The organism is Gammaproteobacteria bacterium, assembly GCA_029862005.1.
GTDB lineage: Bacteria > Pseudomonadota > Gammaproteobacteria.
On record JAOTYD010000002.1, the window covers coordinates 162,492 to 186,719 of the forward strand.

Consider the following 24,228-nt stretch of genomic DNA (forward strand, 5'->3'; position numbering starts at 1 on the left):
GCTGATTCGCTTCACCGATGACCAACAAACGAATCCTACCGATCGGCACTCTGGTGCTTGGCCTGGTTTTTGGACTGGTCATGCTGATTACGCATCTGCTGGTGAAGCCACCAGCTCCGCCTTCCGAGCTTGAAGCTGTACTGCGCCAGGATTTCCGGCAGCTGACCCCGTTTCAGTTACAAAGCCACAATCGAGCCCCACTAAGCGAAAAGGATTTACAAGGCAAATGGAGTTATATTTTCTTTGGTTACCTCTCATGTCCGGACGTCTGCCCCAATACCTTGCATGAGCTGAGCCAATTTTGGATATTACTGAAAGACGAAACCGGGCTTGAACCGGAGGACCTGCAGGTATTATTTGTCTCGGTCGACCCCGAACGCGACAGCACCGAAACCCTGGCCCGGTACGTCAACCACTTTAACAAAAAATTTATCAGTGCGACCGCGGGTAAAGGCGCCATCGACAGGTTAACGAAGCAGTTCGGAGCGGGCTACATCCTCGAGGCAGAAACGGGCCCCGGGCAATACCTGGTGACACATACCAGCGCCATTTTCCTGGTCGATCCGCTGGGCCGACTGGTGGCGACCTTCTCACAGCCGCACTATGCTCCTACCCTGTTATCCCAGCACAAAAAAATCACGGCATATTTTTCGGGTAGCGGTTAGATGACTGACCCGCTGATAACATTACTCCTCCCGATCCCTGGCCTTCTTCGATTGCCGATAGGCCCAGATGAAATAGGCCGCAATCAATAACAGGTTGATGGCGATACCGATCCCAAAAAATCCTATCGAGGGACCACCCTGCTCAGGCGTCGAATCCGCTATCGGTTGCTCGGTAGAGGTGGTAACTTTGTCGTTCACAGTGGTCGATGAAGTTTATCCATGCTAGTAAACCAGTTTACGCTACCGGCGCCGGATAGTAATGCTTGTAAGTTAACCACGGGCTGGCTGTTGTTGGGACTAGCGGCGCTTGTCATCGGTGGTTTGTATACCATTTTGATCGTGTTGTCGCGCACTCCGTTCTTTCAGGAAATTGTTCCCTGGGTCGATTTTTTTCGCACTGCGCTCGTAGTTCACGTCAATCTCACGGTACTGGTCTGGTTCCTCGCCTTTGCCGGTGTTTTCTGGAGTTATACCAACTCGAAGCGCTGCCTGCGCCTTGGCCGGGCTGCGCTCATACTGGCCAGCCTCGGAACCCTTACCATCGTCATCTCCCCGTTTACCGGTGAAAGCCACCCGTTGATGAACAACTATGTGCCGGTGTTACAGAACACGGTATTCTTCATAGGGCTCGGCCTCTTCGGAACCGGATTCTGCCTGCTCGTAATACGCAGTTGTTTCACTTCATTTGACAGTGACAACCAGACCAGTGGCGAGACCAGTCTGCGCTTTGGGCTGTTTGTCGCAGTGGTGGCGTCACTGTTTGCGCTAGCTGCACTACTGTTATCGTACTTAGGAATTGCTGAAGGCTTCGAGGGTCTCGCCTACTACGATCGCCTGTTCTGGGGCAGCGGCCATATTATTCAGTTCAGTCATACCCAGCTGATGCTGGTCGCGTGGCTGTGGCTGGCCTCGGTCAGTGGCGGCTTGCTACGCATTTCCCCGCGCGTGGCGCTGTTTTTGTTCCTGCTTGGATTGCAGCCAGTACTGGCAGCACCAGTCATATACCTGGCCTTCGATGTCAGTTCGGGTGACCACCTGTTCTGGTTTATCCAGTTGATGAAATACGGTAACGCCATCGCCGCGGTTCCGATCGGCGTGGCAACCACGCTCGCGATCATCGAAAAATGGCGCCCCGCTGCGGGATTTGAAATCGAGAGAAACGCGCTGTTGTTTTCGGTGTTACTGTTTGGCGTCGGGGGCTCAATCGGTTTCATGATCAGCGGCAGTACGGTTACCGTACCGGCGCACTACCATGGTTCCATCGTCGGCATAACCATTGCATTTATGGGCATCAGCTATCACTTGCTGCCGCAATTGGGGTTCAGAAAAGTCGAGGGCAGGATCGCCCGCTGGCAGCCCGGAATCTACGGCACGGGGCAACTAATGCACATCATCGGCCTGGCCTGGTCCGGTGGCTATAACGTCGCGCGCAAGTCGACCGGCGCCGAACGCGGTTTCGAGCAGATAGCGGGCATGGGTTTGATGGGATTCGGCGGCCTGGTTTCGATCATTGGCGGCATCATGTTCCTGGTGCTAATGTACCTGGCAATGAAACCCGGGAGCAAGCTTCCTCAGCAACCATAGAAATCTGCGCTTGCCGGGAAATGCTAGCCCGCGTCATCAACTCTTTTTTCTATCATCGGCAATGAACGCCACTGCAGCCTCGAGTAAATCCCGCTCGGTGACAATTCCCTGTAACTGGCCACGCGCAACAACCAACAGACAACCGGTATCACTTTCGAGCATCCGCACAAACGCTTCGTCCAGCGGCATGTCTGGCGGAATAGTGATCGGATTGGGCTGCATCACCGTCGAGACCGGAATCGGCTGGTCCGGTGTTTCGGTTTCGGCTGACTGCAGGCGCAGCAGTTCGCGCGTTGACAGTAAGCCAACCAGTTCTCCAGCTGCACTCTCAACCGGAACATGGCGCACGTGGCGCCATTCCATCGTACTGGTGGCGAGATCCACCAGGTCTTCGGGACGTACCGTGAAGAGGTTGGTCGTCATTACATCACTCACTTTTTTGTAGGCCTTCATGTCGTCAGCTCCGGTATCTGGCACAAGCAGCTCCCAGTCGTGCACGGGAATGTCACGACCCTGGTGTTCGCGCATAAATTTCACCGCCTCTTTACAGACTCCCTCACGTTTCTCCACGGACACATTTTCCAGGCTATCCAGCAACCACCGCGCACCGGTGCGTCCACTTTTCGCGCGCGCTTCGATGACACCGAGGTAATAGTCGATATCCGCGCCCGGCACCTGCAGTGCTTCGAGCCCGTTGCGTGCGATTGGAATCAGCTCTTGCAGCAGCAGTTCGCGCGCACCCAGTCGACGACCACCGAGCCAGGTAAACCTCGCATCGAGCCCATGCTGGGCTGCCGAGAAGAGATTAAGTCTGGCATCCTCGAAGGCGATTTGTTGCGGAACCTTGGCGGCATCCGTCCCGAGTCCCTGCATCAACCCATAGAAAAGAGCGGCATTCGCAACCTCGTCAACGATTGTCGGTCCGGCCGGTAACGCGCGATTCTCGATGCGCAGGTGTGGCTTGCCATCGGTGATCCCGTAGCAAAGCCGGTTCCAGCGCCAAACGGTGCCGTTGTGCAGCGACAGTGCACTCAGTTCCGGAATGCCCCCGTTGCGCAGTATCTGGAAGGGATCGTCGATTGGATCGCTTACCATGATGACATGATGGCGCATCGCGTTTTCACGAAAGATATCCAGCACCGAGTCACCAATCCAGGTTTCCCCAAATCCGACACGGGTCGGAACATTGCGCGCAAGCTCCGGTGTCGAGCGATATTCAAAGGTGCGCTCGAACAACGCCACCCGGGTTTCGTGCCAGACGCGTCGGTTGAGGAGCACCGGAGCATTCGCCGCTACCGCAAGCAACGGCGCGGTGATTAGCTGAGCGAGATTGTAGAGCGCCCCTGCTTCGTCAGGCGCCACTTGCAAATGGAACTGAAAACTGGTGTTGGCCCCCTCGATGACGGCACAATCATGGCTGAATTCGAAGTGGTCCACACCGTCAATTTCGAGCCTGATCGTGTCACCGCGCGCTGCCATACAGGTATCGTTGAGGCACTGATAGCGAACCTCAGGTGTCAGGTTATCGAGCGAGACATGTTCGTCGTTAAGGGTAGGCAGGATGCCGGTAAGGACGATGTGAGCGCCAATGTCACTGGCTGCGCGACTCGCCTGCAAGAGCACGTCGTCGAGGCCACGTTCCATGGCTCGCAAAAAATTGCCACCGATCGGTTCTGGATCGAGATTCGCCTCGAGATTGAAACGTGCCAGTTCAGTCGTAAATCGATTGTCGGCAAGACGTTTAAGCAACTGATCGGAGATGGGAGCAGGGTATCCCTCGGCGTCGACGATATACATTTCCTGCTCGACACCCACGCGATGCATATCGCGCTCGATGAGGTCTTGCTCAATCATAACCTCCAACGCCCGTATGTCATTGAGCATCGCGCGAACAAATCTTCGCGTGCGCTGCTCGTCCGACGTGTCATGCACCCGGTGCTCGCCCATTCGGATAGCTTAACATCTTGATTCAACATGGAATTGAGCCAGATCAACGCGGTATGCTACCCAGACCACCATACTGAATCCGATCAAATCAGGGTAATAATCTTTATTATACGTACCAAATTCAAACCATGAGTAGACTCACGATTGCCGCCGGCAGCCAGATAACCGCTGAAGCCGGTGCGAAGATTGCAGAACAGGGTGGGAACGCGGTTGATGCTGCGATTGCAGCCGCCGTCGTTTCCATCTGCACCGATACGGGAATCATGTCACCCGGTTGTGGTAGTTTCGTTACCATCTGGCCACCCGGTGATGAGCCCACCGTGGTTGATGGCTATTCAGAGATGCCGGGCCGAGGCCTTCAAGGTGACCATTTTGGTGAAGCCACGCACGAAGTCGTTTTCGATTACGGCGGAGAAACCCGCCAACGCGTCGGCTATGGCACAATTGCCACCCCGGGCTGTTTCGCGGGGCTGGCACTCGCTTCGCGACAATACGGACAGCTGCCCTGGAACCAGTTGCTCGAACCGGCTATCGAGGTCGTTGAGCAAGGCTTTCCGCTTACCGGGGGTGCTGCAGAATACCTCGGTTTCACCCACGCGGCGATCTACTCCTGGCACCCGGACAGTTACCGAATATTGCACCACGAGGATGGCAGCCCGCTGGGTGAAGGCGACATTGTACGAGTACCACACCTGGCCGATACGCTGAGGGAGATTGCCCGTGACGAGACATCTCTCTACGCTGGAGAACTGGGTCGACAGATAGCAGCTGGCGTTCGGGCGAACGGGGGCTTGCTCGGCATCGAAGATCTGGAGACCTACCAGGCAGTGGCACGTAAACCGGTTCGCGCGTGCATCGGAGACTGGGAGGTTGCCACCAATCCACCGCCAGCCGTTGGTGGGTCCTGCCTGGCCGCGATGCTACTGTTACTCGATCGATCCGGACCGGACGACGGCCTGGTTGAGTCGGTACAGAACATGGTGTCTGCACAGCATGCGGTGCTTGGTTTCCGGGCCGACTACCTTGACGGCGCTCATCAGGCACTGCCCGACGAGGTGGAGCGACTGCTTGCGCTGGCAGACCTGGGCGATCCCACCCTGCTCAGCGCACCCTCCACGAGCCATATTTCCGTAGTCGATTCTGACGGATTGGCCTGTGCGATCACGGCATCCGCAGGCTATGGCTCGGGGGCCATGATCGAGGGTACCGGTTTCTGGTTGAACAATTCGCTCGGAGAAATCGATTTACTGACGAAAGGCCTAAGCGGGCTGAAACCGGGTACCCGGCTTGCGTCAAACATGGCGCCAACCATCGCCAGGCGCCGGAGTGACGGGGCCGTACTTGCGATTGGCTCTCCGGGCGCATCCCGAATCACCACGGCCATCGCTCAGGTACTGGTGAACTTCGCCACCAAAGGCATGACGCTGGCGGACGCAATCACGCATCCGCGCCTGCATGTCGAAGTCGCTCCGCATCAACGAACCATTGCCTTCGAACCCGGCCTGCCGGTCGCTGCAACTCAGGACCTGACACCGAGACCTTTCACCGAACCATCGATGTACTTCGGTGGTGTCCAGGCAGTTATTGGATCGCATGAGGATGGTATGCAGGGAATTGCCGATTCCCGCAGGGGTGGAAGCGTTTCCCGCGGGTAGACAAGACTTCAATGCAAAAACCAGCTACCCCGCAAGATCTAAACGGGCTTGAACGCAGTGTCAGCCTGTTCCAGGCTACCGTCTACGGTGTCGGTATCATACTGGGCGCCGGGATTTACGCGCTTATTGGCGAAGCTGCGGGTATCGCCGGCAATGCGATCTGGATTTCTTTCGTCATTGCGGCCTTGATAGCCGCCTGCTCGGCAATCTCTTACGCGGAGTTGTCGGCGCTTTATCCAAAAAGTGCGGCAGAGTTTGTGTACGTCAAGGAAATAACCGGCTCCCCGTTTCTGGGATTTGTGGTCGGGTACGTGACCGTGGTTACCGGCATCATCGGTGCGGCGGCGGTATCACTGGGGTTTGCCTCCTATTTCAAACTTTACGTCGATACTGACCCCGTCATTGTCGGCATCGCGCTTATTTTAGTTGTCGCGGTGCTGAATTTTCGAGGCATTCAACTCAGCGCACGCGTTAATATGCTGCTCACGTTTGCCGAAGTTGGCGGTCTGCTATTTATTATCTTTATCGGAATTCCCTATCTTGGCGAAGTTAATTTGATAACAGTTGATCCAGTCTCCACGACTGGTAATGCAAGCGGCTGGAAACCGATGCTTGCTGCAGCCGCACTGGTCTTTTTCGCTTACCAGGGTTTCGAGGATATCGCGAATATTGCCGAGGAAACCAAAGCTGCCGAGACAACGGTCCCGCTCGCGTTACTATTGTCGCTGTTAATCACGACCGTGGTTTATATCCTGGTTGCTATGGTTGCTGTCAGCGTGGTGTCGGCTGACGCGCTGTTCAGCGCTTCCAAACTCGATAATCCAAGTGAAGGGCCGCTGGCGCTGGTCGCCAGCACTGCATTGAACTCACCCGTTGGCGGGAAATTATTTACCGTCATCGCCTTGTGCGCGACTGCTAACACGGTTCTGGTACTGCATATTGTGACTTCCAGAATGCTGTTCGGTATCGCCAGGGAAAACTGCTTGCCAGATTTTCTCGCCCGGATAAATCCAAAAACCAAAACACCTGTGGGTGCCGTGGTACTGGCAACAATTTTCTGTATCTTATTTACCCTCGGGGGTTCGCTCGGAGAAGTTGCAAACCTGACCAACGTGGGGGTCTTCCTGGTGTTCCTTATGGTGAATCTGATGTTGTTGATGCATCGCTACAAAAATCGGGAGTCAGAAACTTTAAGGCGGACCTCGCTATCACTGGCCCTCAACCTGGGATGGTTTCCATTGTTACCGTTACTCGGAGCACTGTTTTGTGCGGCAATGTTGCTAACCCAGTTCTGGCAACCGATGATGGTACTGGGAATATCGGTCCCCATTATTATTTATGCCCTGCTAATTACAGTTTTGGCAGTACCCATCTACATGCTGTCTCGAAGGAATTGGAACTAGTTCATGGTTGGTATTTCAGTACGCCTGGTATACCAGGGAACGGGGTTGCTCCGCGCATTGCTGCGAGGCAAAGGTTGATTAGCCCAAGTAAACCGTCCTGAATCAATGCCCCGGGACCAGTCAATCAACCTTACGCAAATGTTTCGATTTTTCCAGTTGTGCGGTAACCACCCTTAATCGCGTTTCCAGTTTCTGACGTTTACCGGGATCGTCGGTTTCGGCAAGTTTTGCCTGGTAACGAGATTTTTTATCGCTTAGTAATTGCTGGAGCTTATCCAGTTTCCTGGGTTTGATCCGTCTACCCTTTTCATATTTGCCAACAAGTTTTTCAGCCTTTTCAACCAGCTCAGAGAATTTCATTCGTACTCCTCGTTAATTTAGGATTGCGCCGCGAAACATATCGGCCGTTTCTCAGCCGCGCTCAGGCCGCGGACGCTTTTTCAATTTCGTCTTCATCCAGCACGACTTCCTGCGCCGCTTCAGCTATGAGATCGGAGTGCGAGAACATTAACGCCTGGGCCGTGTCGAGCAGATGGCGCGAAGTTTCGTCGACATAATTGAAGTCATTGAGCAGCGAGGTTGCCATGGTCGGCGTAATACGATCGTCTCTCAATATCCCGGTGATCCGTACGTCAAGGTCTGTATGCGCCGACTGGATTTCCGCCTTCAGTTCGTCCATCTCCAATATCGCAATCGAATGATCAATATCTTCTTCACCGCGCAGGCGATAAATTTCCCGCAGAATCATCGCGATCTGGTACCTGAGTTTGTTGTATTCGTCACGAATGTGTTCATTATCTGAAAGCATGTACTTGGTTGCGTTCTTGCGCAAATGCTTGATGTGTTTGACGCATTCGACGATTTCACCCGCGGCCTTGCGCAGCCGGAACAATTCCTCGGAAAAATCGCTGGGCATGTGCGCCTGGGAATTTGAAATGAAATCCACAATCGCGCTGTACAAGATCTTTACCTTGCTCTCGTACAACTCGTCCATATCAAAATCGTGTACCTCCCTGTCATTATCGATAGTTTTTTGAAGGTCCTCGGATTTCAGTATCTCGGTACGATGCAGGTTGATCCCGTGGGCCATGAGTTCGAATGCCGAATCGAACAGGTGCCAGACCTCTTTCTTCAATGACTTCAGCACGGTTTCCGGGAACTCGATCGCGGCCTCGCTGAGGTAAAGCGGTTCGGCAAGGTCTTTCGCTTTTTCGGGCAGCGATTTGATCAGGAAATCAGATAACTTGTGGATCAGGGGGACCATCAATAGCACGCCGACGAGATTGAACAGGGTATGAAATACTGCGAGTTTCATTGTGTAATTGTCGGCGGCGATGCCAACGCTGTTGCTAACGGCGTCGACTGCGACGACGAACTGGTTGATGAACGCAATCGCAACTACACCGGTAACGATATTGAAGATCAGGTGCGCACCCGCCAGTCGTCTGCCCTGTATATTGGCGCTCAGCGACCCGATAATGGCGGTTATCGTCGTGCCGACATTGGCACCGATCGCTAGCGCCAGGCCATTTTCATAGGTAATCTGCGATGCCGCCAGTGCGGTCAGGATCAACACCAATGTCGCGTGACTTGATTGCATGACGACGGTTGCCGCGGCACCGATCGCGGCAAACAGGAACAGACCGGGATAGCCGCCAACCGCCAGCGAAGCCAGGTCAAAGCTGTCCTTAAACGCTTCGAATCCTTCCTTCATGTAGTGAATTCCCAGAAACAGGAATCCTAATCCGGCGAGAACGGCGCCCGCACCTTTCAGGTACTTGGACTTTTGGAACGATAAAACGATACCGAACACCAGCATTGGCATTGCGTAGGCAGAGATCTTGACCTTGAGTCCAAAGGCTGCGACCAGCCAGGCCCCGGTCGTAGTGCCGATGTTGGCACCGAATATAATTCCGATTCCTGCCACCAGCGTAACCAGCCCGGCACTGATAAAGGAGATGGTGATTACCGAAACCAGAGAGCTGGATTGCATGATCGAAGTTGAGACAACCCCGAATAACAGGCTCTTCCAGGTTTTATCGGTGGTTTTCTGTAACAGCTTTTCGAGCACGCCGCCGGTAAAGGCCTTGAAACCATCTTCGAGGAAAAGCATGCCAAATAGAAATATCGAAACACCGGCAGCGATTTCCTTGAAGTCCGGGCTGACCCAGAATCCATAAGCCAGTATCAGCAGAATGGTCGGTAAAAGTGTCTTTTTCAGCATCGCGATCTCCTCATTACTCAGGCTTATGTTGCCGGATTACCTAAAGGTACTGCGCGAAGTCTTTTTATTATGGACGGCAATCTTATTGATTCTTCTTAAGTTTTCCCCCATAAACCATTTCTTTGAAAACCCGGGCTTGCAAAGAAATCAGGCTTCAAGGACTCACTCTACCACACAATAAAATGTCACACCCGCTTAAGCGGGAATCTCGCATCGCAACAACTGGCATTCAAACCATAGTGCCCTGCGCCTGTGGTTGACATTTATCAAGTACAAAAAATGGCCCTCTATCAATAATGATGTCATCGATTCGCAGCCTCGATAACAGGTAAAACAAACACGTAAAGGCCCTGAAAACCAGGCCACAGCGGCAGGTACCATCTATGACGACTAAAGGCTTTGTTTCACTGGTTGGCTCCGGGCCAGGGGACCCCGAGTTACTCACCCTAAAAGCACTACGCTTGATACAACAAGCCGATGTCGTGGTGTTTGACCGGCTGGTCAGCTCCGAAATACTGAACCTGATTCCCCATGGTGTAAGCCAGATTTCTGTCGGAAAATCCCCCGGGAAACATTGCGTTCCTCAAGATCAAATCAATGAAATCATCGTCAGCCTGGCACTCTCCGATCGACGCCTCGTGCGCCTCAAAGGCGGGGATCCTTATATCTTTGGACGCGGTGGCGAAGAGGCCCTGGTATTGCGTCAACACGGCATCCCTTTCGAAGTCGTTCCCGGAGTTACCGCCGCAGCGGGCTGCAGCAGCTATAGCGGTATCCCGCTGACGCATCGCGGTCTCAATCATGGAGTGCGCTTTATCACCGGGCATCAAATGAACGATGAAACGCTGGATATCGACTGGAACAAGGTGGCCGACCCGGACTGCACCCTGGTGATATACATGGGACTCGCAAACCTGCAGACAATCTGTGTCGAACTCGTGCGAGCAGGTCTGTCCGCTTCAACACCAGCCGCCGCAGTGCACGGCGGCACGACCGCACACCAACAGAAAGTCATCGCGACTTTATCGGACCTGGCCGACGCGGTAGTCACTGCGGGATTGGAATCACCGGTCACCACAATCATCGGTGAGGTTGTCACCCTCAGCGATGAGCTCGACTGGTTTCAGTCTGACAACCAGCAAGACGAGAGGGTCGTGGTATATGACTCGCTTAACCTGGCTCGCGCTTAGCTTCATGGTTGCGGTTCCGCTTGCTGCAAGCGATCAGCTTTCCGACGATCGCCAACGGGAGCTGCGTAATGTTCTGATCCAGGACTGTGGCTCCTGCCACGGTCTGACGATGCATGGCGGGCTGGGACCGGCACTAGTGCCAGACAGGCTGGTGGGGAAATCCACCGAATATATCAGTGCTGTGATTTTGAACGGTCGGCCCGGTACGGCTATGCCAGCCTGGCGCTCGCTATTGTCTCCCGCCGAAGCCCGATGGATGGCAAACCAGCTGTTACAGGGAGAGGTACAGTGAGTAGAGTTGCGATTTGCCTGTTACTGCTAGCGCTCACAAGCTCGCACGCGAACGCACGCGGTACCGGCGACCTCGGGTTGTTCATTGAACGCGCCAGCAGTAGCGCCCAGATTATTGAAACCAGCACCAATACCAGCATTGGCCGGGTTAACGAACTCGGTGATTTGTCTCATGCATCAGTGGTTTATTCGCGTGACGCTCGTTTTGCCTACGTTTTCGGGCGTGACGGGGGCTTGAGCAAAGTTGATATCCTGAACGCTGAGATCAGTGTTCGTATCCTGCAGTCCGGTAACAGCATTGGTGGTGCTATCTCGCAGGATGGTCGCCTGGTCGCGGTTTCGAACTACGAGCCCGGTGGCGTTAAGGTATTTGACGCCGACACACTCGCGCTGGTCGCCGATATCCCGGCCACGTTTGGTGACAACCAGCAACGCTCCAAGGTCATCGGCCTGGTAGACGCTCCCGAGCACAAGTTCGTATTTTCACTCTGGGATGCGGATGAAATCTGGGTGCTCGATATGTCAGAGCCATCCAGTCCGCGTATCCAGAAATTTCATGACATCGGCCGCAATCCCTACGATGCGCTGATCACTTCCGACGGACGCTATTACCTTGCCGGCCTGTTCGGTGAAGACGGTATGGCCATGCTCGACCTGTGGAACCTCAAGTCGGGAGTTACCCGCATACTGCCGAACTACGGTAAGGGTGAACAAAAATTACCCGTCTACAAGATGCCCCATCTCGAGGGTTGGGCGGTCGCCGGAGACCTGGCTTTCGTGCCTGCCGTGGGCCGCCACGAGGTGCTCGTGATCAATCTGAGCAACTGGCAGGAAGAAGGCCGCATCAAGGTGCATGGCCAACCGATTTTTGTCATGGCACGCCCTGATGGTCGCCAGGTCTGGGTCAATTTCGCCCTACCCAACAATGATACGATCCAGGTGATCGATACGCAGACACTTGCTGTCATACAGAAGCTGAAACCAGGCAAGGGCGTTTTACATATGGAATTCGAACCGCGCGGGGAGGAAGTCTGGTTATCGGTGCGTGACGAAAACCGCGTCGAGGTGTACGACACAAAGACGTTTGAGCGCAAAACCTCGCTACCGGCCACCAAGCCCAGCGGCATTTTCTTTACCGCGCGCGCGCACCGAATCGGGTTATGAGAGAGTATTCCAAACTCGAACAACGCCTGTTGAACGAATTTCAGCAGGGTATGCCGCTAACTGCGACTCCGTATGCGGATATCGCTAAACAGCTTGGCGTCTATGAAACCACGGTGCTGGAAACCCTGAAACGCCTGCAGACCGAGGGCGTGGTCAGTCGAGTAGGTGCAGTTTTTCGGCCCAACCGAATTGGTGCCAGTACCCTTGCGGCAATGGCGGTGCCTGCGGCGGAACTCGAAGACGTCGCCGCTATCGTCAATGGGTTCGACGAAGTCAATCACAACTACGAACGCGAACACCACTTCAACCTGTGGTTCGTAGTGGTCGCCAGCGACGAAGATCACCTGGAACAGGTCCTGGCTGAAATCGAGGATCGTTGCGGATACCCGGTGCTAGACCTGCCATTACTGAATGAACACTTCATCGACCTGGGATTTGATCTGAAATGGACATGAGAAAAGATTCCAGCTTTGAGAATGCGCTGATCGAGGTGATCAGCCAGGGCTTACCGTTGGTCAGCCATCCGTATGCAGCGATAGCAGAGCAGCTTGACTGCGACGAGATACAGGTCATCGAGGGCATTAATCGAATCATGATGCGTGGCGACATGAAACGTTTCGGCGTGGTCGTGCGCCACCGCAAGCTGGGTTACCGCGCCAATGGTATGGTGGTGTGGGATATTCCTGATGCGCGCGTTACCGAAATCGGCCACTGCATCGGGCAATATTCTTTCGTTACGCTGTGCTATCAACGACCCCGGCGGCTGCCCGAATGGCCCTATAACCTTTTCAGCATGATCCACGGACAGGACCGGGATGCGGTTATCGAGCAGGTTGACTTCATCGTCCGGCAATGCGGATTACACGACATCAACCATGAGATTCTGTTCAGCAACCGCTGCTTCAAGCAGCGTGGCGCAAGTTACGCGCGCAAACACGACCTAAACCTGCCTGAAAGGGTGCTTAATGAATGAACTGAGCCGCCAGTTTATCAATCGCTACCAGGGCGGTTTCCCGATCGAGGAGCAACCCTTTGCCAGCGTTGCCTCAGAGCTCGACACCGATAGCGCCACGCTTATTGATACGATCCGCGAGTTACTGGATGACGGTGTATTGAGTCGTTTTGGTCCGCTGTATGACGCTTCCAGTATGGGTGGTAGCCTAACCCTGGCCGCATTGTCCGTACCGGGGGACAGGTACGACGAGGTCACGGAACTGGTAAATACCATGACCGAGGTTGCGCATAACTATCAACGCGAACACGAACTCAATATGTGGTTCGTCATCGCCACCGAAACGCCCGAACTACTGCAGCAAACCATAGGCCGAATCGAGCAGGCAGCCAACCTGCCGGTGTACAACTTCCCCAAGCTGCAAACCTTTTACCTCGGGCTGTGGTTACTGCTCGATGACTCGGGTGGGGTTAGCACGCAACCCCTTCCAGGCCCACTGAAGCAAGGGGGCATGATAATCGATGAGCTGGATCGCAAAATCGTGCAGGCAACCCAGGAAGGCCTGCCGTTACAGACGGCGCCTTATACCGAAGTTGCCGGGTCCTGCGGTTGCGACACGAATACAGTGATGCAGCGCATGCGCCGCATGCTCGAACGCGGCGTCATTCGCCGTATCGGTGCAATACCGAATCATTATCGTTTAGGCTTGAGCGCTAACGGCATGTCAGTCTGGAACGTCAATGACGAAAAACTGCCTGAGCTCGGTGCTCGCGTCGGCAGACTGGATTTTGTCAGCCACTGTTATGAAAGACCACGTCACTTGCCACTATGGCCCTACAACCTTTTTGCGATGGTGCACGGCCATGACCGTGATGAGGTGAGTTCCAAAGTTGAACAAATCATCGAGCTGCTGGGGGCTGAGTGCAAGCAGCATGACGTACTCTTCAGCACCCGCATCCTTAAAAAAACCGGATTGAGGTTAGTCGCCTGATGTTTCGTATAAGCCGATATCTGCACGCCCTCTCATGTGGACAGAGTGTTTCTCCCACCCCTAAACCCGTGATGATGGGCAGCGGGCCGGTCGTGATATGGAACCTTATTCGGCGCTGCAACCTGGCCTGCAAACATTGCTATGCAACCTCAGCGGACATCGATTTTGAGGGTGAACTCAGTACTGAAGAAGTTTTTGCGGTAATGCAGGACCTGAAGTCATTCGGAGTATCGGTGCTAATCCTGTCGGGCGGCGAACCATTACTGCGCCCGGATATTTTCGAGGTTTCCGCGCGCGCCAAGGAGATGGGATTCTACGTCGGGCTCTCGAGTAATGGCACCCTGATCCATGAGAAGAATATTTCCGATATCGAGCGCATTGGCTATGACTATGTCGGGGTCAGTCTCGATGGCATGCGTGAAACCCACGACTGTTTTCGTCGCAAGCAGGGTGCGTTTGATGAATCAGTAAGGGGGATCCGGTTATGCCATGATGCGGGGATCAAGGTTGGGCTGCGCTTCACATTGACCCAGGACAATGCCAGCGAACTTCCGGAACTGCTGCAATTAATGCACGCTGAAGATATCGACAAGTTTTACCTGTCACACCTCAACTATGCAGGACGTGGCAATCGCAACCGTGCCAGCGACCTCCACTACCAAATGACGCGCAGCGCGATGGACCTTTTGTTCGAAACCTGCTGGAAGGATGTTAAAAACGGGTTGCAGCGCGAATTCGTCACTGGCAACAACGACGCTGACGGCGTATACCTGCTGCAATGGGCGGCCCAGCACATTCCCGAGCACGTCGAAGCATTACGCAAGCAGTTGCTGCGCTGGGGTGGTAATTCATCCGGCGTCAATATTGCCAATATCGACAATCTCGGCACCGTGCATCCGGATACCATGTGGTGGGATTACAGCATCGGAAATGTCAGGGAGCGACCTTTTTCAGAAATCTGGCAGGACACCTCGGATCCCCTGATGGCAGGTTTGAAAGCGGCGCAGCGACCACTCGAAGGACGATGCGCAAAATGTCAGCACCTCGCTATCTGTGGCGGTAATTCGCGCACGCGCGCGTGGCAACTCACCGGTAATCCGTGGGCGGAGGATCCGGGATGTTACCTGAGCGACGCTGAGATCGGCGTCGTCGACATGCCGCAAAGAGTCGAAGTGACGCCCTACCGACGCAGCCGGGAGGCCAAAAAAGAGCTGCATTCCTGAGCCAGGGTTGGTACCGGGCTATCCCGAGCAGATACTGATCATCGCGTCGCGATCGTGAATCGTAACGTTACGACCGTCGATGGAAACAATTTCCTGGTCGTGCAGGTTCTTCAGGATACGCGAAAAGGTTTCTGGTTTAACCGACAAACGAGACGCGATAACACTCTTGGCTATTTTGAGTTCGAAACTATCGCTATCGGGCGTAGCCTGGTGTAAAAGATAGGCAACGGTGCGCACGGTCCCGGTATCCAGGCTCAGCGCGTCAATTTCACTAATCAATCCACGCAGGCGGAAACTCATCTTACCCAGCAGCAGGAAACAGGTATCGATTGATTCACGCAACATCAAACTGAAATCCTTGCAGTTAATACCAATCACCCGGCTGGGCGAAAGTGCGGTTGCGGTGACCGGGTAATGCGGTTCATCCATGAACATCAGGGCCTCGGCAAAGGTTGCCCCGGTTTCCATGATTTCAACAACCTTTTCCTTGCCTTCGGGGGATACCCGGAACAACTTGATTCGGCCCGAGAGTACCAGGTAAAAATTAGTGGCGTTGTCGCCCTGGAAAAACAGGGATTCGCCTTCGAGCATGTCGGTAAGATGGGAATGGCGACGCACACGATCCAGTTGTGCTTCCGTCAACTCTGAAAACAGGTGCGACGTGCAGAGCGCTTCGAGTATACCTTTGGAATCCAACTTCAGTCCTTATCAAATTAATTTTCGACAGCGTTAAATATTGACACGAAACCAGGCAGTACGCATCGATTTTTTGTTACCAGGCAGGTCACATCTGGCGCAATAACCGTTGCCGAATCCCGATCAGTTGGACTGCATGGTTGGTGAAAATCCAGTCCACGTCGCGATTTAGTTCGCGATAAAAACAAAACCGGGAAGCTACGAAACCGACTCCCACTTTCTGCCCTTGCGCATGATGGCGCCGGATCATGTCACGATTTAACAACAGGTAATGTCCGCAGACGCCGGAAAAATCTCGCGCCAGGGCATCACGGCTGAACGCGCCGGTATTCAGCTCGGCTACCGGCAAGAAGGCCTTGTTACCGGCAAATCCTGCCAGCTCGAAGAGGTCGAAATGCATCCCAAGGAAATGATAGTCGACACCCGGGGTAAGGCCCGTAAAGATTTCCTGCAGCCGCTCTGCCCTGGCCTCCGTCAAACCCAGTTCATCCTGCTTGAGTTCTACCATTAAATGATGGCTGCCACCGAAACGATCGACGACTTCTGCCAGCGCAGGAACTTCAGGTACCTGCTCTCGCAGCTCGGAGAAACTAACTTTTGCCACGTCCAGCTCAATATTAAACACACGGCTGGTATTGACATCATGAATCACCACAGGCTCTAAATCGCGGGTCCAGCGTACGTCGAACTCAATCCCCCAGCCGTCCGCGTCGGCGACTCGTGCAAAAGCTGCCATCGTGTTTTCCTTGACCAGGCGATTATCGTGTTCTCCGCGATGCGAAATAATCCTGCAATTTTGCAGCGCCTGCCGGCCAGGTCTTTGGCGCGGTATAAGCGCCATCCAGAGATCAACTGCATGTTGCGCGGCCAGCTCCAGTCGATAGCGTAGCCCTTGCACTATTGCCAGTCCGTACCGCGACAGGGTACCGGGTAAGTCAGGCTCGCAGCTGTGGACTTAAAGTCACGTGCTTTGTCATAGCAGGTGACCTTCCCCGGTCCCTTGACCCAGTAGACCTGGGGATCGAGATCCCCGATCGCGATCGGCACATCGTTCTCATCAAGTTGATGCACTTCGAAATGCAGGTGTGGAAATCCCGCTGCCAGACCGGTAACTCCAGAATATCCCACCAACTGTCCTTGCTGCACTTTATCATTCGCGCTGACCAACAGTTCGTCCAGGTGAAAATAACGTGTCTGAATTCGATAACCGGCTGACGTGCGACCATGATTTAAAAACAACTGATTACCGTAAAGTATCGATGACGACACGCGGCCCACATCGCCATCGGCGGCGGCGAGTACCGGTGTTCTCTTCGGGACCAGTATGTCGAAACCCCTGTGCTCGATTTGAGATGATGCGAACTGCGGAAAATATCGCTGGCTGATAGAGGGGGCGTTGGCCGGTAATTCAACCGGCGTAACCGAGGCTTTTTCGAGCCTGGACGGGGCAACCCTTCCATGACCATACTTTTCGTAGATGCTGCAACCAGTTGCCACAAGCATTATCAACAGGACTGTAATCGCTATACGCATCGATGACATCAGCATGCGGTAACTCTAATAGAACGGACCACTAATTAAAACGATAAGGCTACATTGGAGCGAGATTAATTGATCCCGGTTGATGCCGATAGGTAAAGGAAGGGGTCGGCCTTCCGTGGCCGACAGGGGGAAGTCGTGCGCTAGTTTATATTCGCTTTCTCACGAACTGACTGTAAACGTTTGTTCAGGAAACGCAGTTCAGATGTCAGGTAACGCCGGCGTCCGGATTCGAGCTGCGATTCGCTACTCGAACTCATTTGCTGGCTGATACTGTTTATCGATCGTACCAGTTTGATTTCGTCGATCGCGAGACCCATGTATTTCAAAACACATGGTGTCGACAGCGGATCGATATGGATATTGGTCTGGCTCATGGTCCACCTCAACTAAAATTTGATGAGGGTATATAGAACCGCAAACGGGACCTGACTGTGACTCAAATTCCGCTCCAACAGTGAATTTATTCACTGGTCCGGGGTGCATGGAATCGACCTGTGACCAGGGTCTGAATTTATTTGGGCACTAGGTCACAGTTGCGTTTGAGCGTCGTGCCGCGAATCAGGCTCAACCTGGTCCAGCGCGAGGCTCAATGCCGTACCGCAGTCCTGTTCAATCTTCAGCTTCAACAATTCATCGGCACGGGTTTTACCACGGTTTATCGCCGCGATTGGAATACCCGCGCGCTGCGCCTCGCGCACGAAGCGAAAACCCGAGTACAGCATTAGCGAGGAACCCATAACCAGCATGGCATCGGCCAGCGCCAGCGCGTCGAAGCATTCCTCGACCCACGCGCGGGGCACGGTTTCACCGAAAAACACGACCCGTGGTTTCAATACCCCGCCACAGGAATCACAGTCAGGGATATCGATTCCGCCCAGGTCGATATGGTCAAGTAGAGCATCACCATCCGGAGCGATTTCAGCCGATAAATCTGCCAGCGACGGATTTCGCTCGAGTAGCAGTTGCTGCATCAGCGTGCGCTCGATGGCAACGCCACAGCCGAGGCAGACCACCGTGGCCAGCGACCCGTGCAGCTCGGTAACCTCGCGGCTACCGGCGCGTTGATGCAGTCCATCGACATTTTGCGTGACGGTTCTCGCGAGTCGACCCATCCGTTCGAGGCGAGCCAGCGCCCTGTGGGCCGGGTTCGGTGCCGCATGGCTGAAGCGTTGCCAGCCGATGAACGAACGTGTCCAGTATCGCTGCCTGGCCTCGTACTGTTCAACGAAATCACGATATTCAGTCGGTTTCTGGTGCTTCCAGTTACCGCTGTCATCCCGATAGTCGGGGATGCCGGAGGCGGTACTGACCCCGGCACCGGTCAGTACGAAGATACGTTCGTGTTGAGTGATAAAATCGGCAAGCAATGACGGCATAAGCATCAGTTTATCAAACCCGAACAACGCAATAACACTTTTATCCGCTATTGCTCTTCCTTTATTATGGTCCGATGGCCATCAGCACAACCTGCATCGGTGCTTACCCGAAACCCGACTATATCGATATCGGCAACTTCGCGGAAACCGGGCAGCAGGATAACAGCGTTACCCGCGCCTTTACCTATACCCAGGACAGCGCAGCCGAAGTACCCGAAGAAATGCTGGTCAGGGCAACGGGGGATGCCATCCGGGACCAGCTCGATTGTGGTATCGATATTCCGACGGACGGGGAGCAACGCCGTGAAAACTATATTCACTATCATTGCCGTCACCTCGACGGCTTCGATTTTAAAAACCTGACCAACAAGGTACATCGCAACGGTGCCGCGGTGGCCGATCTACCCACGATTAATGCCAGGGTCGAGCCCCATGGTGATCATTTTCTCGATCGGGATTTCCGGATCGCACAGGAGTTTAGCGACCGTCCGATCAAGATTACGGTGCCGGGGCCCCTGTCAATCATCGATACAACCGCAAACGTATATTACCGAACCGAGCGCGAACTCGCTTTTGATCTGGCAACTGCACTCAACTTTGAAATTCGTGCACTTGCGGCAGCGGGCTGCCGGTATATCCAGATCGACGAACCCCTGTTTGTGCGCAAGGTGGACGATGCGCTCGCCTTCGGAATCGAGTGTCTCGACCGCTGTTTTGACGGCGTACCCGACCATGTCACGCGCGTCATGCACATGTGCTGCGGCTACCCGGGTCACGTCGACGACGAGGATTATTTAAAAGCAGACCCCGGTTGTTATTTTCAACTTGCAGGGGCAATTGACGGCACTGGAATCCACCAGGTTTCGATCGAGGACGCGCATTGTCTTAACGATTTGCAGCTACTCGAAAACTTTGTCGACACTGCAGTCATTCTCGGCGTCGTCACGATTGCAAATAGCAGGATCGAATCGAGTGAATATATTCAGCAACGTCTCGAGTCCGCGCTGCAACATATCGATGCGGGCCGTCTACTGGCGGCCCCCGATTGTGGTTTAATGATGCTCGGACGTGACCGGGCCATGGCGAAACTGAAAAATATGTGCTCTGCCGCGCAGGCTATCTGATCATAATTTACCAAAAGCTCGAACTCACTACACTCAACAACCGGTCAATCAAATGCCGATAGATCTTACCAACAAGAAAATCATCATGATCCACGGCCTGGCATCCAAGCCGCCGCGGAACGAGACACACAAGCTATGGCGCCAAACCCTGACCGAAAATATTCGTGTCAGTCACCGTCAACTCGCACGCGAGCTTGATGCCCATCCCGAGGTTTTCGAGTCCGCGTACTGGGCCGATGTTGTGCCGCATCATATTCCGGATGACAAGCGTTACATCAAAAAGCTTCAGGTACAGGTAGACAAGGTTATTGACGAACGTCGTGCCGTCAAAGACAGGTTCCACGTGGGCATGGGTGAAAAGGTTGCCGGCTTTTTCAAGGACCGTGGTATCGACCTGGTGAAATTACTCGCCGGTGCCCTGGCGGTTAAAGACGATGTCATGACCAGTTTTTTTCGTGAGACCGAGCTCTACGACCAGGACCAGTATATTGCCGACCTGATGCGCACGCCGTTAGAAAACGCATTACGTAAAGCCTGGGACGATGGTCGCGAACCTGTCATTATTTCGCACAGCATGGGTACATTTATCGGCTATGACGTGCTGTGGCGATTTTCGCATCGTAAAACTGCCGGCTTTAAAATCTACAATAAAAAACGAGTGAAGATGTTTGTTACCATGGGCTCACCGCTCGGAGATCCCACGATACGGGATATGTTATTTTCAAAACATCACAAGGCATACAGCACACGACATTTTCCAACCAATATCGACTTCTGGCACAACTACGCGTGCCTGGGCGATGTTGTCACGCACCAGAAAAATTTCGATGCAGTTTTTTATGAACCGATGCGCAAGCTAAAACTGCTCCCGAAAAGGCCGAAGTTTCGCGCCATCGACTACGTGGATTTACATAATCCGTTCGAAGTAGTGACTCACGCGGGCAACCGCAACCGCGAAAAACGTAACCCACACAAATCCTATGGCTACCTCGCGCAGCCGCGGCTGGGAAGCTGGATTGCAGATTACCTGCTGGATCGATTGCGCTAGGTCAGCCGACAACATCAGGTTGCGGGCGGTTTTACCCCGGCTACTACATTTCCGGAAATATTATCGAAGCTACAGATTCGATTACGACCGCTCTGCTTTGCCTGGTAAAGTGCAATATCCGCCTGTTCGATCAATAGCGTGCTGCTTTTATCGTAAATCGGCACCATGGCCGCCACGCCGATACTGACGGTTACGTAAGGCGAGACGCTCGAAGTGACGTGGGGCAACCTGGCATTTTCAACCGCGGTCAGGCAGTCTTCGGCAACCTTTATTGCACCCTCTAACTCCGACGTGGGCAACAAGGCGATAAACTCCTCACCGCCGTAGCGTGCAATCAGGTCAACCGAACGTTGCATGCAACCGCTCAGAATTTTCGCCACCGCAACCAGGCAGTCGTCACCGCTCAAGTGACCGTGGTGGTCGTTATATTCCTTGAACTTATCGACATCGATCATCAGCAGGGCCAGTGATTGTCCGGCGCGGGCGCTACGGCTCCACTCTGCCATCAGGCGCACATCGAATTCACGGCGGTTACAAATCGATGTCAGGGCATCAACCCGGGCGATATTGTTCAGTTCCTGTTGTGATCTCCGGGCCTGAAGATGCATATTCAGTCGGGCCCGCAGCACCTTCGGATGAAACGGACGGGCAATAAAGTCGGCAGCGCCTGCCTCGAAAGCACTGACCTCGGCCCCGGTGGTTTTTTCGTCGGAGATGAAAATTACCGGAACCACCGTATCCAGATCGGAATCAGTCGAATTACGCCACCAGTCGGTGCCCTCGATACGGTCAATCAATGCCGTATTCGCCAATACCAGATCCGGCATCCCGTGATCCAGCGCCAACGCAACCAGACTCGTAAAATCGGATACGACTTCAACCTGGACGTCACGCATTTGCTCGACGATCATCCGCAGGCTTTCAACATCGTCATCCAGTACCAATATCCGTTGCATCGTTTGCTGCTCACTAACACCCTGCATCGTGCCTTCCGAAATCATCGAGCCAGTCGTCAAAAATGCGTCCAGCTCGGACTCGAGCGGAAAACCTATTACGGCTTCACCGCGATCGCTGATCACAATCGGTATGTTGTGGTCATATTCCCGGTTGCCATCCCACAGGGCTTGCCATTCGGCCAATTCCTTATCCGGAGCCGTATCTGCAGGTGGCTCGATATCGAGCTCACTCAGTAACGCATCGAGCACGTCCGGATCAGAAATATCCTTGCCGTCTACCCACAATGCATGAAACAGGCGTCTTCTCAGATGGCTCGTCTTGTCAGGTTGGCTTTTATTAATCGCGTTGACCAGCATCGACGCCGCGGCCGTATTGGGTTTAAACATGGGGACGTTTATACGAATTGACGGGGCTCTTCTGCGCACCTCAGCCACTTCCATGGTGAGCTCGCTGAGTACTTTGAAACCCGCCTTTTTACTGGAAACGGATGGAGCATGCTGAATGCTGCGAAATTCGACCCGGTCTTGCAGGTCCATCGCGTGCAAGCGTTCATTTAACGCGTAACAGAAAGGACAGTTAAAATCGGCGTAAACGGTGAGATGACCCGCTCCCGGTTCGCCTGGCTGCTCCCCTGTTTGTGATGCAGTTGCCATGCCCAGGATTCCAGTTATGGTTATTGTAGTTATTTACGAAAAATAACGTTACTCAGACCCTGATTATAGGCTATTCCTGCTGCAATCGAAATTTTGATTTATCCCGCTAGCTAGCGCGAGCATTGTCTATCGTAAATGCGAGCTCCATGTTAAGGTTAGCTCGAGGTATTTGACAGCGATCCTTGATGCAATAATGTTCAGGCAGCTCATCTTACCGTTCGCAACCATTGTCCTGTTGACGCTTGCACTGTACTGGTTGATCGCGTCAAGGCTTTTGCTTGATCCGCCACCTGCTGATTCATCGATAGCTTCCGCTGAACGATTGACGGAAACTTTACAACCCGGGCCGGCACCCGTTGCAAGGGACGAACAAGATCCCGCTGCACACCCGAACCAGATCGACAGCGACGATATTCACCGGAGCAGCACACGAACCATCGAAATTTTCGGGCGCGTGATGGACGCTAACAGTCAGCCGATCGATGATGTTTTCGTTACCGAGGAACGTTATTTTTTCAACACGCGCAGCAACGTCCAGGGCAACTACAAACTGCTCATGGACCTGCCCACGCATCGCTATCCAACACTCAATTTTCTGCGTCGAGGATTCAGGAGCAAACGAATCAGCCTGACCAGGGCGGTACTGCAACAGAATTCCTCGTATGAACTTGACCTCGAGCTGGAAGAAAATCCGCTGTCAGTCAGACTGTCAGGCTGGGTTGGCAACGAGATCGGCGTTGCGCTGGAGGGTGCACGTGTCGAACTCACGGCGCTGCAGCCGCCAGGCGGGGAGATTTTCACCCTGACCGTGTTTACCGATCCCCGGGGTAATTTTTTCCTTGAAGGCGTGCGCGCAGACGAACCCTACAGCCTGTCGATCAACCTGGCGCCGGAGTATTCCATCTACCGGGACCCCGACTTCAGCGTCGGCCTCAACCCTGAGCAAGTCAACATCGTGCTGGAATCGCTCAGGTTCGTCGATATTGATGGCATGATACTGAACCGGGATTCGTCACCGGTAGCTGATTTCGAAATATATGTCAGCAATGTCACCACCGGGGTTCATTCACGTAAAATAGTTAGTGACTCTTCGGGATTTTTTTCGCTAAGGCACTTCCCACTGGGAGAAGTCAGTCTTGCAACCCGCGGTTCAGACATTTATGAAATTAACGGCCTGGTTCTGACCGACAGCGAGTATCGCAATCTGGAATTGATTATCGACAAGGGCGAGCGCTTCCTTACGGGCTGGATCAAGGATGAAAATGGCCTGGTCCCCCAGCGCGCGCTGGTCACACTGGATCAAACCTTTTTTGAGGGGCCCGTCAGGTATCATCAATACCGATCCCGGGCTACCGGTACCGGTGGTAAATTTTCATTCCGCAACCTGGGTAAGGGCGAATATCGTATAACGGTTTATGCACCGGGTTACCAGAAGAGGGAAGTAATGCACCGCCTCGTTAATCAGTCGGATGAAGTCGAGGTGACACTACAACAACTCGAAAACTGAAACTTTACCCACGCGTCTTATCCCGAGATCAGGATA

The 24,228-nt window shown here is 53.8% G+C and carries 24 protein-coding genes; 14 read left to right on the plus strand and 10 right to left on the minus strand.

Going from position 1 to position 24,228, the window contains the following annotated elements; genetic code table 11:
* Positions 1–17: 17 nt before the first annotated feature.
* The gene (locus OES20_02395) at positions 18–665 is read left to right on the plus strand and encodes an SCO family protein (GenBank protein MDH3633532.1); all 648 of its coding nucleotides are present in this window, start codon (positions 18–20) and stop codon (positions 663–665) included.
* A 21-nt stretch (positions 666–686) separates the two neighbouring features.
* Here the strand turns inward: OES20_02395 and OES20_02400 are convergent, their stop codons facing one another.
* Complete coding sequence (locus OES20_02400; protein MDH3633533.1) at positions 687–863, minus strand: hypothetical protein; 177 nt, start codon at positions 861–863, stop codon at positions 687–689.
* A 21-nt stretch (positions 864–884) separates the two neighbouring features.
* On the opposite strand from OES20_02400, the gene OES20_02405 reads away from it, so the two are divergent.
* Positions 885–2,249: a cbb3-type cytochrome c oxidase subunit I gene (locus tag OES20_02405; protein MDH3633534.1), complete on the plus strand. Its 1,365-nt coding sequence runs from the start codon at positions 885–887 to the stop codon at positions 2,247–2,249.
* A 36-nt stretch (positions 2,250–2,285) separates the two neighbouring features.
* On the opposite strand, the gene OES20_02410 is transcribed toward OES20_02405, so the two are convergent.
* On the minus strand, positions 2,286–4,196 hold the full coding sequence (locus OES20_02410; GenBank protein ID MDH3633535.1) for a CBS domain-containing protein: 1,911 nt from the start codon (positions 4,194–4,196) through the stop codon (positions 2,286–2,288).
* 128 nt (positions 4,197–4,324) lie between these two features.
* On the opposite strand from OES20_02410, the gene OES20_02415 reads away from it, so the two are divergent.
* Positions 4,325–5,851 (plus strand): gamma-glutamyltransferase, encoded by a 1,527-nt coding sequence (locus OES20_02415; protein MDH3633536.1) that lies wholly within the window; start codon positions 4,325–4,327, stop codon positions 5,849–5,851.
* Between the two features lie 11 nt (positions 5,852–5,862).
* Positions 5,863–7,254, plus strand: coding sequence for an APC family permease (locus OES20_02420; protein MDH3633537.1), 1,392 nt, complete (start codon positions 5,863–5,865; stop codon positions 7,252–7,254).
* Between the two features lie 120 nt (positions 7,255–7,374).
* Here OES20_02420 and OES20_02425 read toward each other — a convergent pair whose 3' ends face one another.
* Both OES20_02425 and OES20_02430 read right to left on the minus strand, forming a co-directional pair.
* On the minus strand, positions 7,375–7,614 hold the full coding sequence (locus tag OES20_02425) for a hypothetical protein (protein ID MDH3633538.1): 240 nt from the start codon (positions 7,612–7,614) through the stop codon (positions 7,375–7,377).
* 61 nt (positions 7,615–7,675) lie between these two features.
* The gene (locus OES20_02430) at positions 7,676–9,478 is read right to left on the minus strand and encodes a Na/Pi symporter (GenBank protein ID MDH3633539.1); all 1,803 of its coding nucleotides are present in this window, start codon (positions 9,476–9,478) and stop codon (positions 7,676–7,678) included.
* Positions 9,479–9,861: 383 nt separating this feature from the next.
* Between OES20_02430 and cobA the strand changes: the two genes are divergently transcribed.
* From cobA to nirJ, 7 genes are read left to right on the plus strand one after another with little or no spacing between them, the layout of a single operon-like run.
* A complete protein-coding gene (gene cobA / locus OES20_02435) occupies positions 9,862–10,668 on the plus strand; it encodes a uroporphyrinogen-III C-methyltransferase (GenBank protein ID MDH3633540.1) in 807 nt (268 codons plus the stop codon).
* Positions 10,640–10,960, plus strand: a complete 321-nt coding sequence (locus OES20_02440) for a cytochrome c (protein ID MDH3633541.1) — start codon at positions 10,640–10,642, stop codon at positions 10,958–10,960. Before cobA ends, OES20_02440 begins: the two co-directional genes overlap by 29 nt.
* A complete protein-coding gene (locus OES20_02445) occupies positions 10,957–12,123 on the plus strand; it encodes a protein nirF (GenBank protein MDH3633542.1) in 1,167 nt (388 codons plus the stop codon). The genes OES20_02440 and OES20_02445 overlap by 4 nt, the downstream gene beginning before the upstream one ends.
* Positions 12,120–12,578, plus strand: coding sequence for an Lrp/AsnC family transcriptional regulator (locus tag OES20_02450; GenBank protein ID MDH3633543.1), 459 nt, complete (start codon positions 12,120–12,122; stop codon positions 12,576–12,578). The genes OES20_02445 and OES20_02450 overlap by 4 nt, the downstream gene beginning before the upstream one ends.
* The gene (locus OES20_02455) at positions 12,575–13,096 is read left to right on the plus strand and encodes an AsnC family protein (protein MDH3633544.1); all 522 of its coding nucleotides are present in this window, start codon (positions 12,575–12,577) and stop codon (positions 13,094–13,096) included. Before OES20_02450 ends, OES20_02455 begins: the two co-directional genes overlap by 4 nt.
* Positions 13,089–14,066 carry an AsnC family transcriptional regulator gene (locus tag OES20_02460; protein MDH3633545.1) on the plus strand — a complete coding sequence of 326 codons (978 nt, stop codon included), beginning with the start codon at positions 13,089–13,091 and terminating at the stop codon, positions 14,064–14,066. The genes OES20_02455 and OES20_02460 overlap by 8 nt, the downstream gene beginning before the upstream one ends.
* Positions 14,066–15,289 carry a heme d1 biosynthesis radical SAM protein NirJ gene (nirJ, locus tag OES20_02465; GenBank protein MDH3633546.1) on the plus strand — a complete coding sequence of 408 codons (1,224 nt, stop codon included), beginning with the start codon at positions 14,066–14,068 and terminating at the stop codon, positions 15,287–15,289. Before OES20_02460 ends, nirJ begins: the two co-directional genes overlap by 1 nt.
* An 18-nt stretch (positions 15,290–15,307) precedes the next feature.
* On the opposite strand, the gene OES20_02470 is transcribed toward nirJ, so the two are convergent.
* The 5 genes from OES20_02470 to OES20_02490 all read right to left on the minus strand — a co-directional run bounded on the left by OES20_02470 (position 15,308) and on the right by OES20_02490 (position 18,909).
* Complete coding sequence (locus OES20_02470) at positions 15,308–15,985, minus strand: Crp/Fnr family transcriptional regulator (GenBank protein ID MDH3633547.1); 678 nt, start codon at positions 15,983–15,985, stop codon at positions 15,308–15,310.
* 88 nt (positions 15,986–16,073) lie between these two features.
* The gene (locus tag OES20_02475; GenBank protein ID MDH3633548.1) at positions 16,074–16,883 is read right to left on the minus strand and encodes a glycerophosphodiester phosphodiesterase family protein; all 810 of its coding nucleotides are present in this window, start codon (positions 16,881–16,883) and stop codon (positions 16,074–16,076) included.
* A complete protein-coding gene (locus tag OES20_02480; GenBank protein MDH3633549.1) occupies positions 16,883–17,518 on the minus strand; it encodes a M23 family metallopeptidase in 636 nt (211 codons plus the stop codon). Before OES20_02480 ends, OES20_02475 begins: the two co-directional genes overlap by 1 nt.
* 149 nt (positions 17,519–17,667) lie before the next feature.
* Positions 17,668–17,901, minus strand: a complete 234-nt coding sequence (locus OES20_02485) for a hypothetical protein (protein MDH3633550.1) — start codon at positions 17,899–17,901, stop codon at positions 17,668–17,670.
* 153 nt (positions 17,902–18,054) lie between these two features.
* A complete protein-coding gene (locus OES20_02490; protein MDH3633551.1) occupies positions 18,055–18,909 on the minus strand; it encodes an NAD-dependent protein deacetylase in 855 nt (284 codons plus the stop codon).
* A gap of 68 nt (positions 18,910–18,977) precedes the next feature.
* Between OES20_02490 and OES20_02495 the strand changes: the two genes are divergently transcribed.
* Together OES20_02495 and OES20_02500 are read left to right on the plus strand one after the other, a co-directional pair.
* Positions 18,978–20,027: a cobalamin-independent methionine synthase II family protein gene (locus tag OES20_02495; GenBank protein MDH3633552.1), complete on the plus strand. Its 1,050-nt coding sequence runs from the start codon at positions 18,978–18,980 to the stop codon at positions 20,025–20,027.
* Between the two features lie 52 nt (positions 20,028–20,079).
* The gene (locus tag OES20_02500; GenBank protein MDH3633553.1) at positions 20,080–21,075 is read left to right on the plus strand and encodes a hypothetical protein; all 996 of its coding nucleotides are present in this window, start codon (positions 20,080–20,082) and stop codon (positions 21,073–21,075) included.
* Between the two features lie 14 nt (positions 21,076–21,089).
* Here OES20_02500 and OES20_02505 read toward each other — a convergent pair whose 3' ends face one another.
* On the minus strand, positions 21,090–22,685 hold the full coding sequence (locus OES20_02505; protein MDH3633554.1) for a diguanylate cyclase: 1,596 nt from the start codon (positions 22,683–22,685) through the stop codon (positions 21,090–21,092).
* 193 nt (positions 22,686–22,878) lie between these two features.
* On the opposite strand from OES20_02505, the gene OES20_02510 reads away from it, so the two are divergent.
* Positions 22,879–24,192 (plus strand): carboxypeptidase-like regulatory domain-containing protein, encoded by a 1,314-nt coding sequence (locus tag OES20_02510; protein ID MDH3633555.1) that lies wholly within the window; start codon positions 22,879–22,881, stop codon positions 24,190–24,192.
* Positions 24,193–24,228 lie beyond the last annotated feature (36 nt).

Excerpts from the sequence above, each read along its gene's own strand:
- OES20_02395 (MDH3633532.1), top strand. The coding sequence starts at position 18 with ATGACCAACAAACGAATCCTACCGATCGGCACTCTGGTGCTTGGCCTG.
- OES20_02405 (MDH3633534.1), top strand. The coding sequence starts at position 885 with ATGCTAGTAAACCAGTTTACGCTACCGGCGCCGGATAGTAATGCTTGT.
- OES20_02410 (MDH3633535.1), bottom strand. The coding sequence starts at position 4,196 with ATGGGCGAGCACCGGGTGCATGACACGTCGGACGAGCAGCGCACGCGA.
- OES20_02415 (MDH3633536.1), top strand. The coding sequence starts at position 4,325 with ATGAGTAGACTCACGATTGCCGCCGGCAGCCAGATAACCGCTGAAGCC.
- OES20_02420 (MDH3633537.1), top strand. The coding sequence starts at position 5,863 with ATGCAAAAACCAGCTACCCCGCAAGATCTAAACGGGCTTGAACGCAGT.
- OES20_02425 (MDH3633538.1), bottom strand. The coding sequence starts at position 7,614 with ATGAAATTCTCTGAGCTGGTTGAAAAGGCTGAAAAACTTGTTGGCAAA.
- OES20_02430 (MDH3633539.1), bottom strand. The coding sequence starts at position 9,478 with ATGCTGAAAAAGACACTTTTACCGACCATTCTGCTGATACTGGCTTAT.
- cobA (MDH3633540.1), top strand. The coding sequence starts at position 9,862 with ATGACGACTAAAGGCTTTGTTTCACTGGTTGGCTCCGGGCCAGGGGAC.
- OES20_02440 (MDH3633541.1), top strand. The coding sequence starts at position 10,640 with ATGACTCGCTTAACCTGGCTCGCGCTTAGCTTCATGGTTGCGGTTCCG.
- OES20_02450 (MDH3633543.1), top strand. The coding sequence starts at position 12,120 with ATGAGAGAGTATTCCAAACTCGAACAACGCCTGTTGAACGAATTTCAG.
- OES20_02455 (MDH3633544.1), top strand. The coding sequence starts at position 12,575 with ATGAGAAAAGATTCCAGCTTTGAGAATGCGCTGATCGAGGTGATCAGC.
- OES20_02460 (MDH3633545.1), top strand. The coding sequence starts at position 13,089 with ATGAATGAACTGAGCCGCCAGTTTATCAATCGCTACCAGGGCGGTTTC.
- nirJ (MDH3633546.1), top strand. The coding sequence starts at position 14,066 with ATGTTTCGTATAAGCCGATATCTGCACGCCCTCTCATGTGGACAGAGT.
- OES20_02480 (MDH3633549.1), bottom strand. The coding sequence starts at position 17,518 with ATGCGTATAGCGATTACAGTCCTGTTGATAATGCTTGTGGCAACTGGT.
- OES20_02485 (MDH3633550.1), bottom strand. The coding sequence starts at position 17,901 with ATGAGCCAGACCAATATCCATATCGATCCGCTGTCGACACCATGTGTT.
- OES20_02490 (MDH3633551.1), bottom strand. The coding sequence starts at position 18,909 with ATGCTTATGCCGTCATTGCTTGCCGATTTTATCACTCAACACGAACGT.
- OES20_02495 (MDH3633552.1), top strand. The coding sequence starts at position 18,978 with ATGGCCATCAGCACAACCTGCATCGGTGCTTACCCGAAACCCGACTAT.
- OES20_02500 (MDH3633553.1), top strand. The coding sequence starts at position 20,080 with ATGCCGATAGATCTTACCAACAAGAAAATCATCATGATCCACGGCCTG.
- OES20_02505 (MDH3633554.1), bottom strand. The coding sequence starts at position 22,685 with ATGGCAACTGCATCACAAACAGGGGAGCAGCCAGGCGAACCGGGAGCG.
- OES20_02510 (MDH3633555.1), top strand. The coding sequence starts at position 22,879 with ATGTTCAGGCAGCTCATCTTACCGTTCGCAACCATTGTCCTGTTGACG.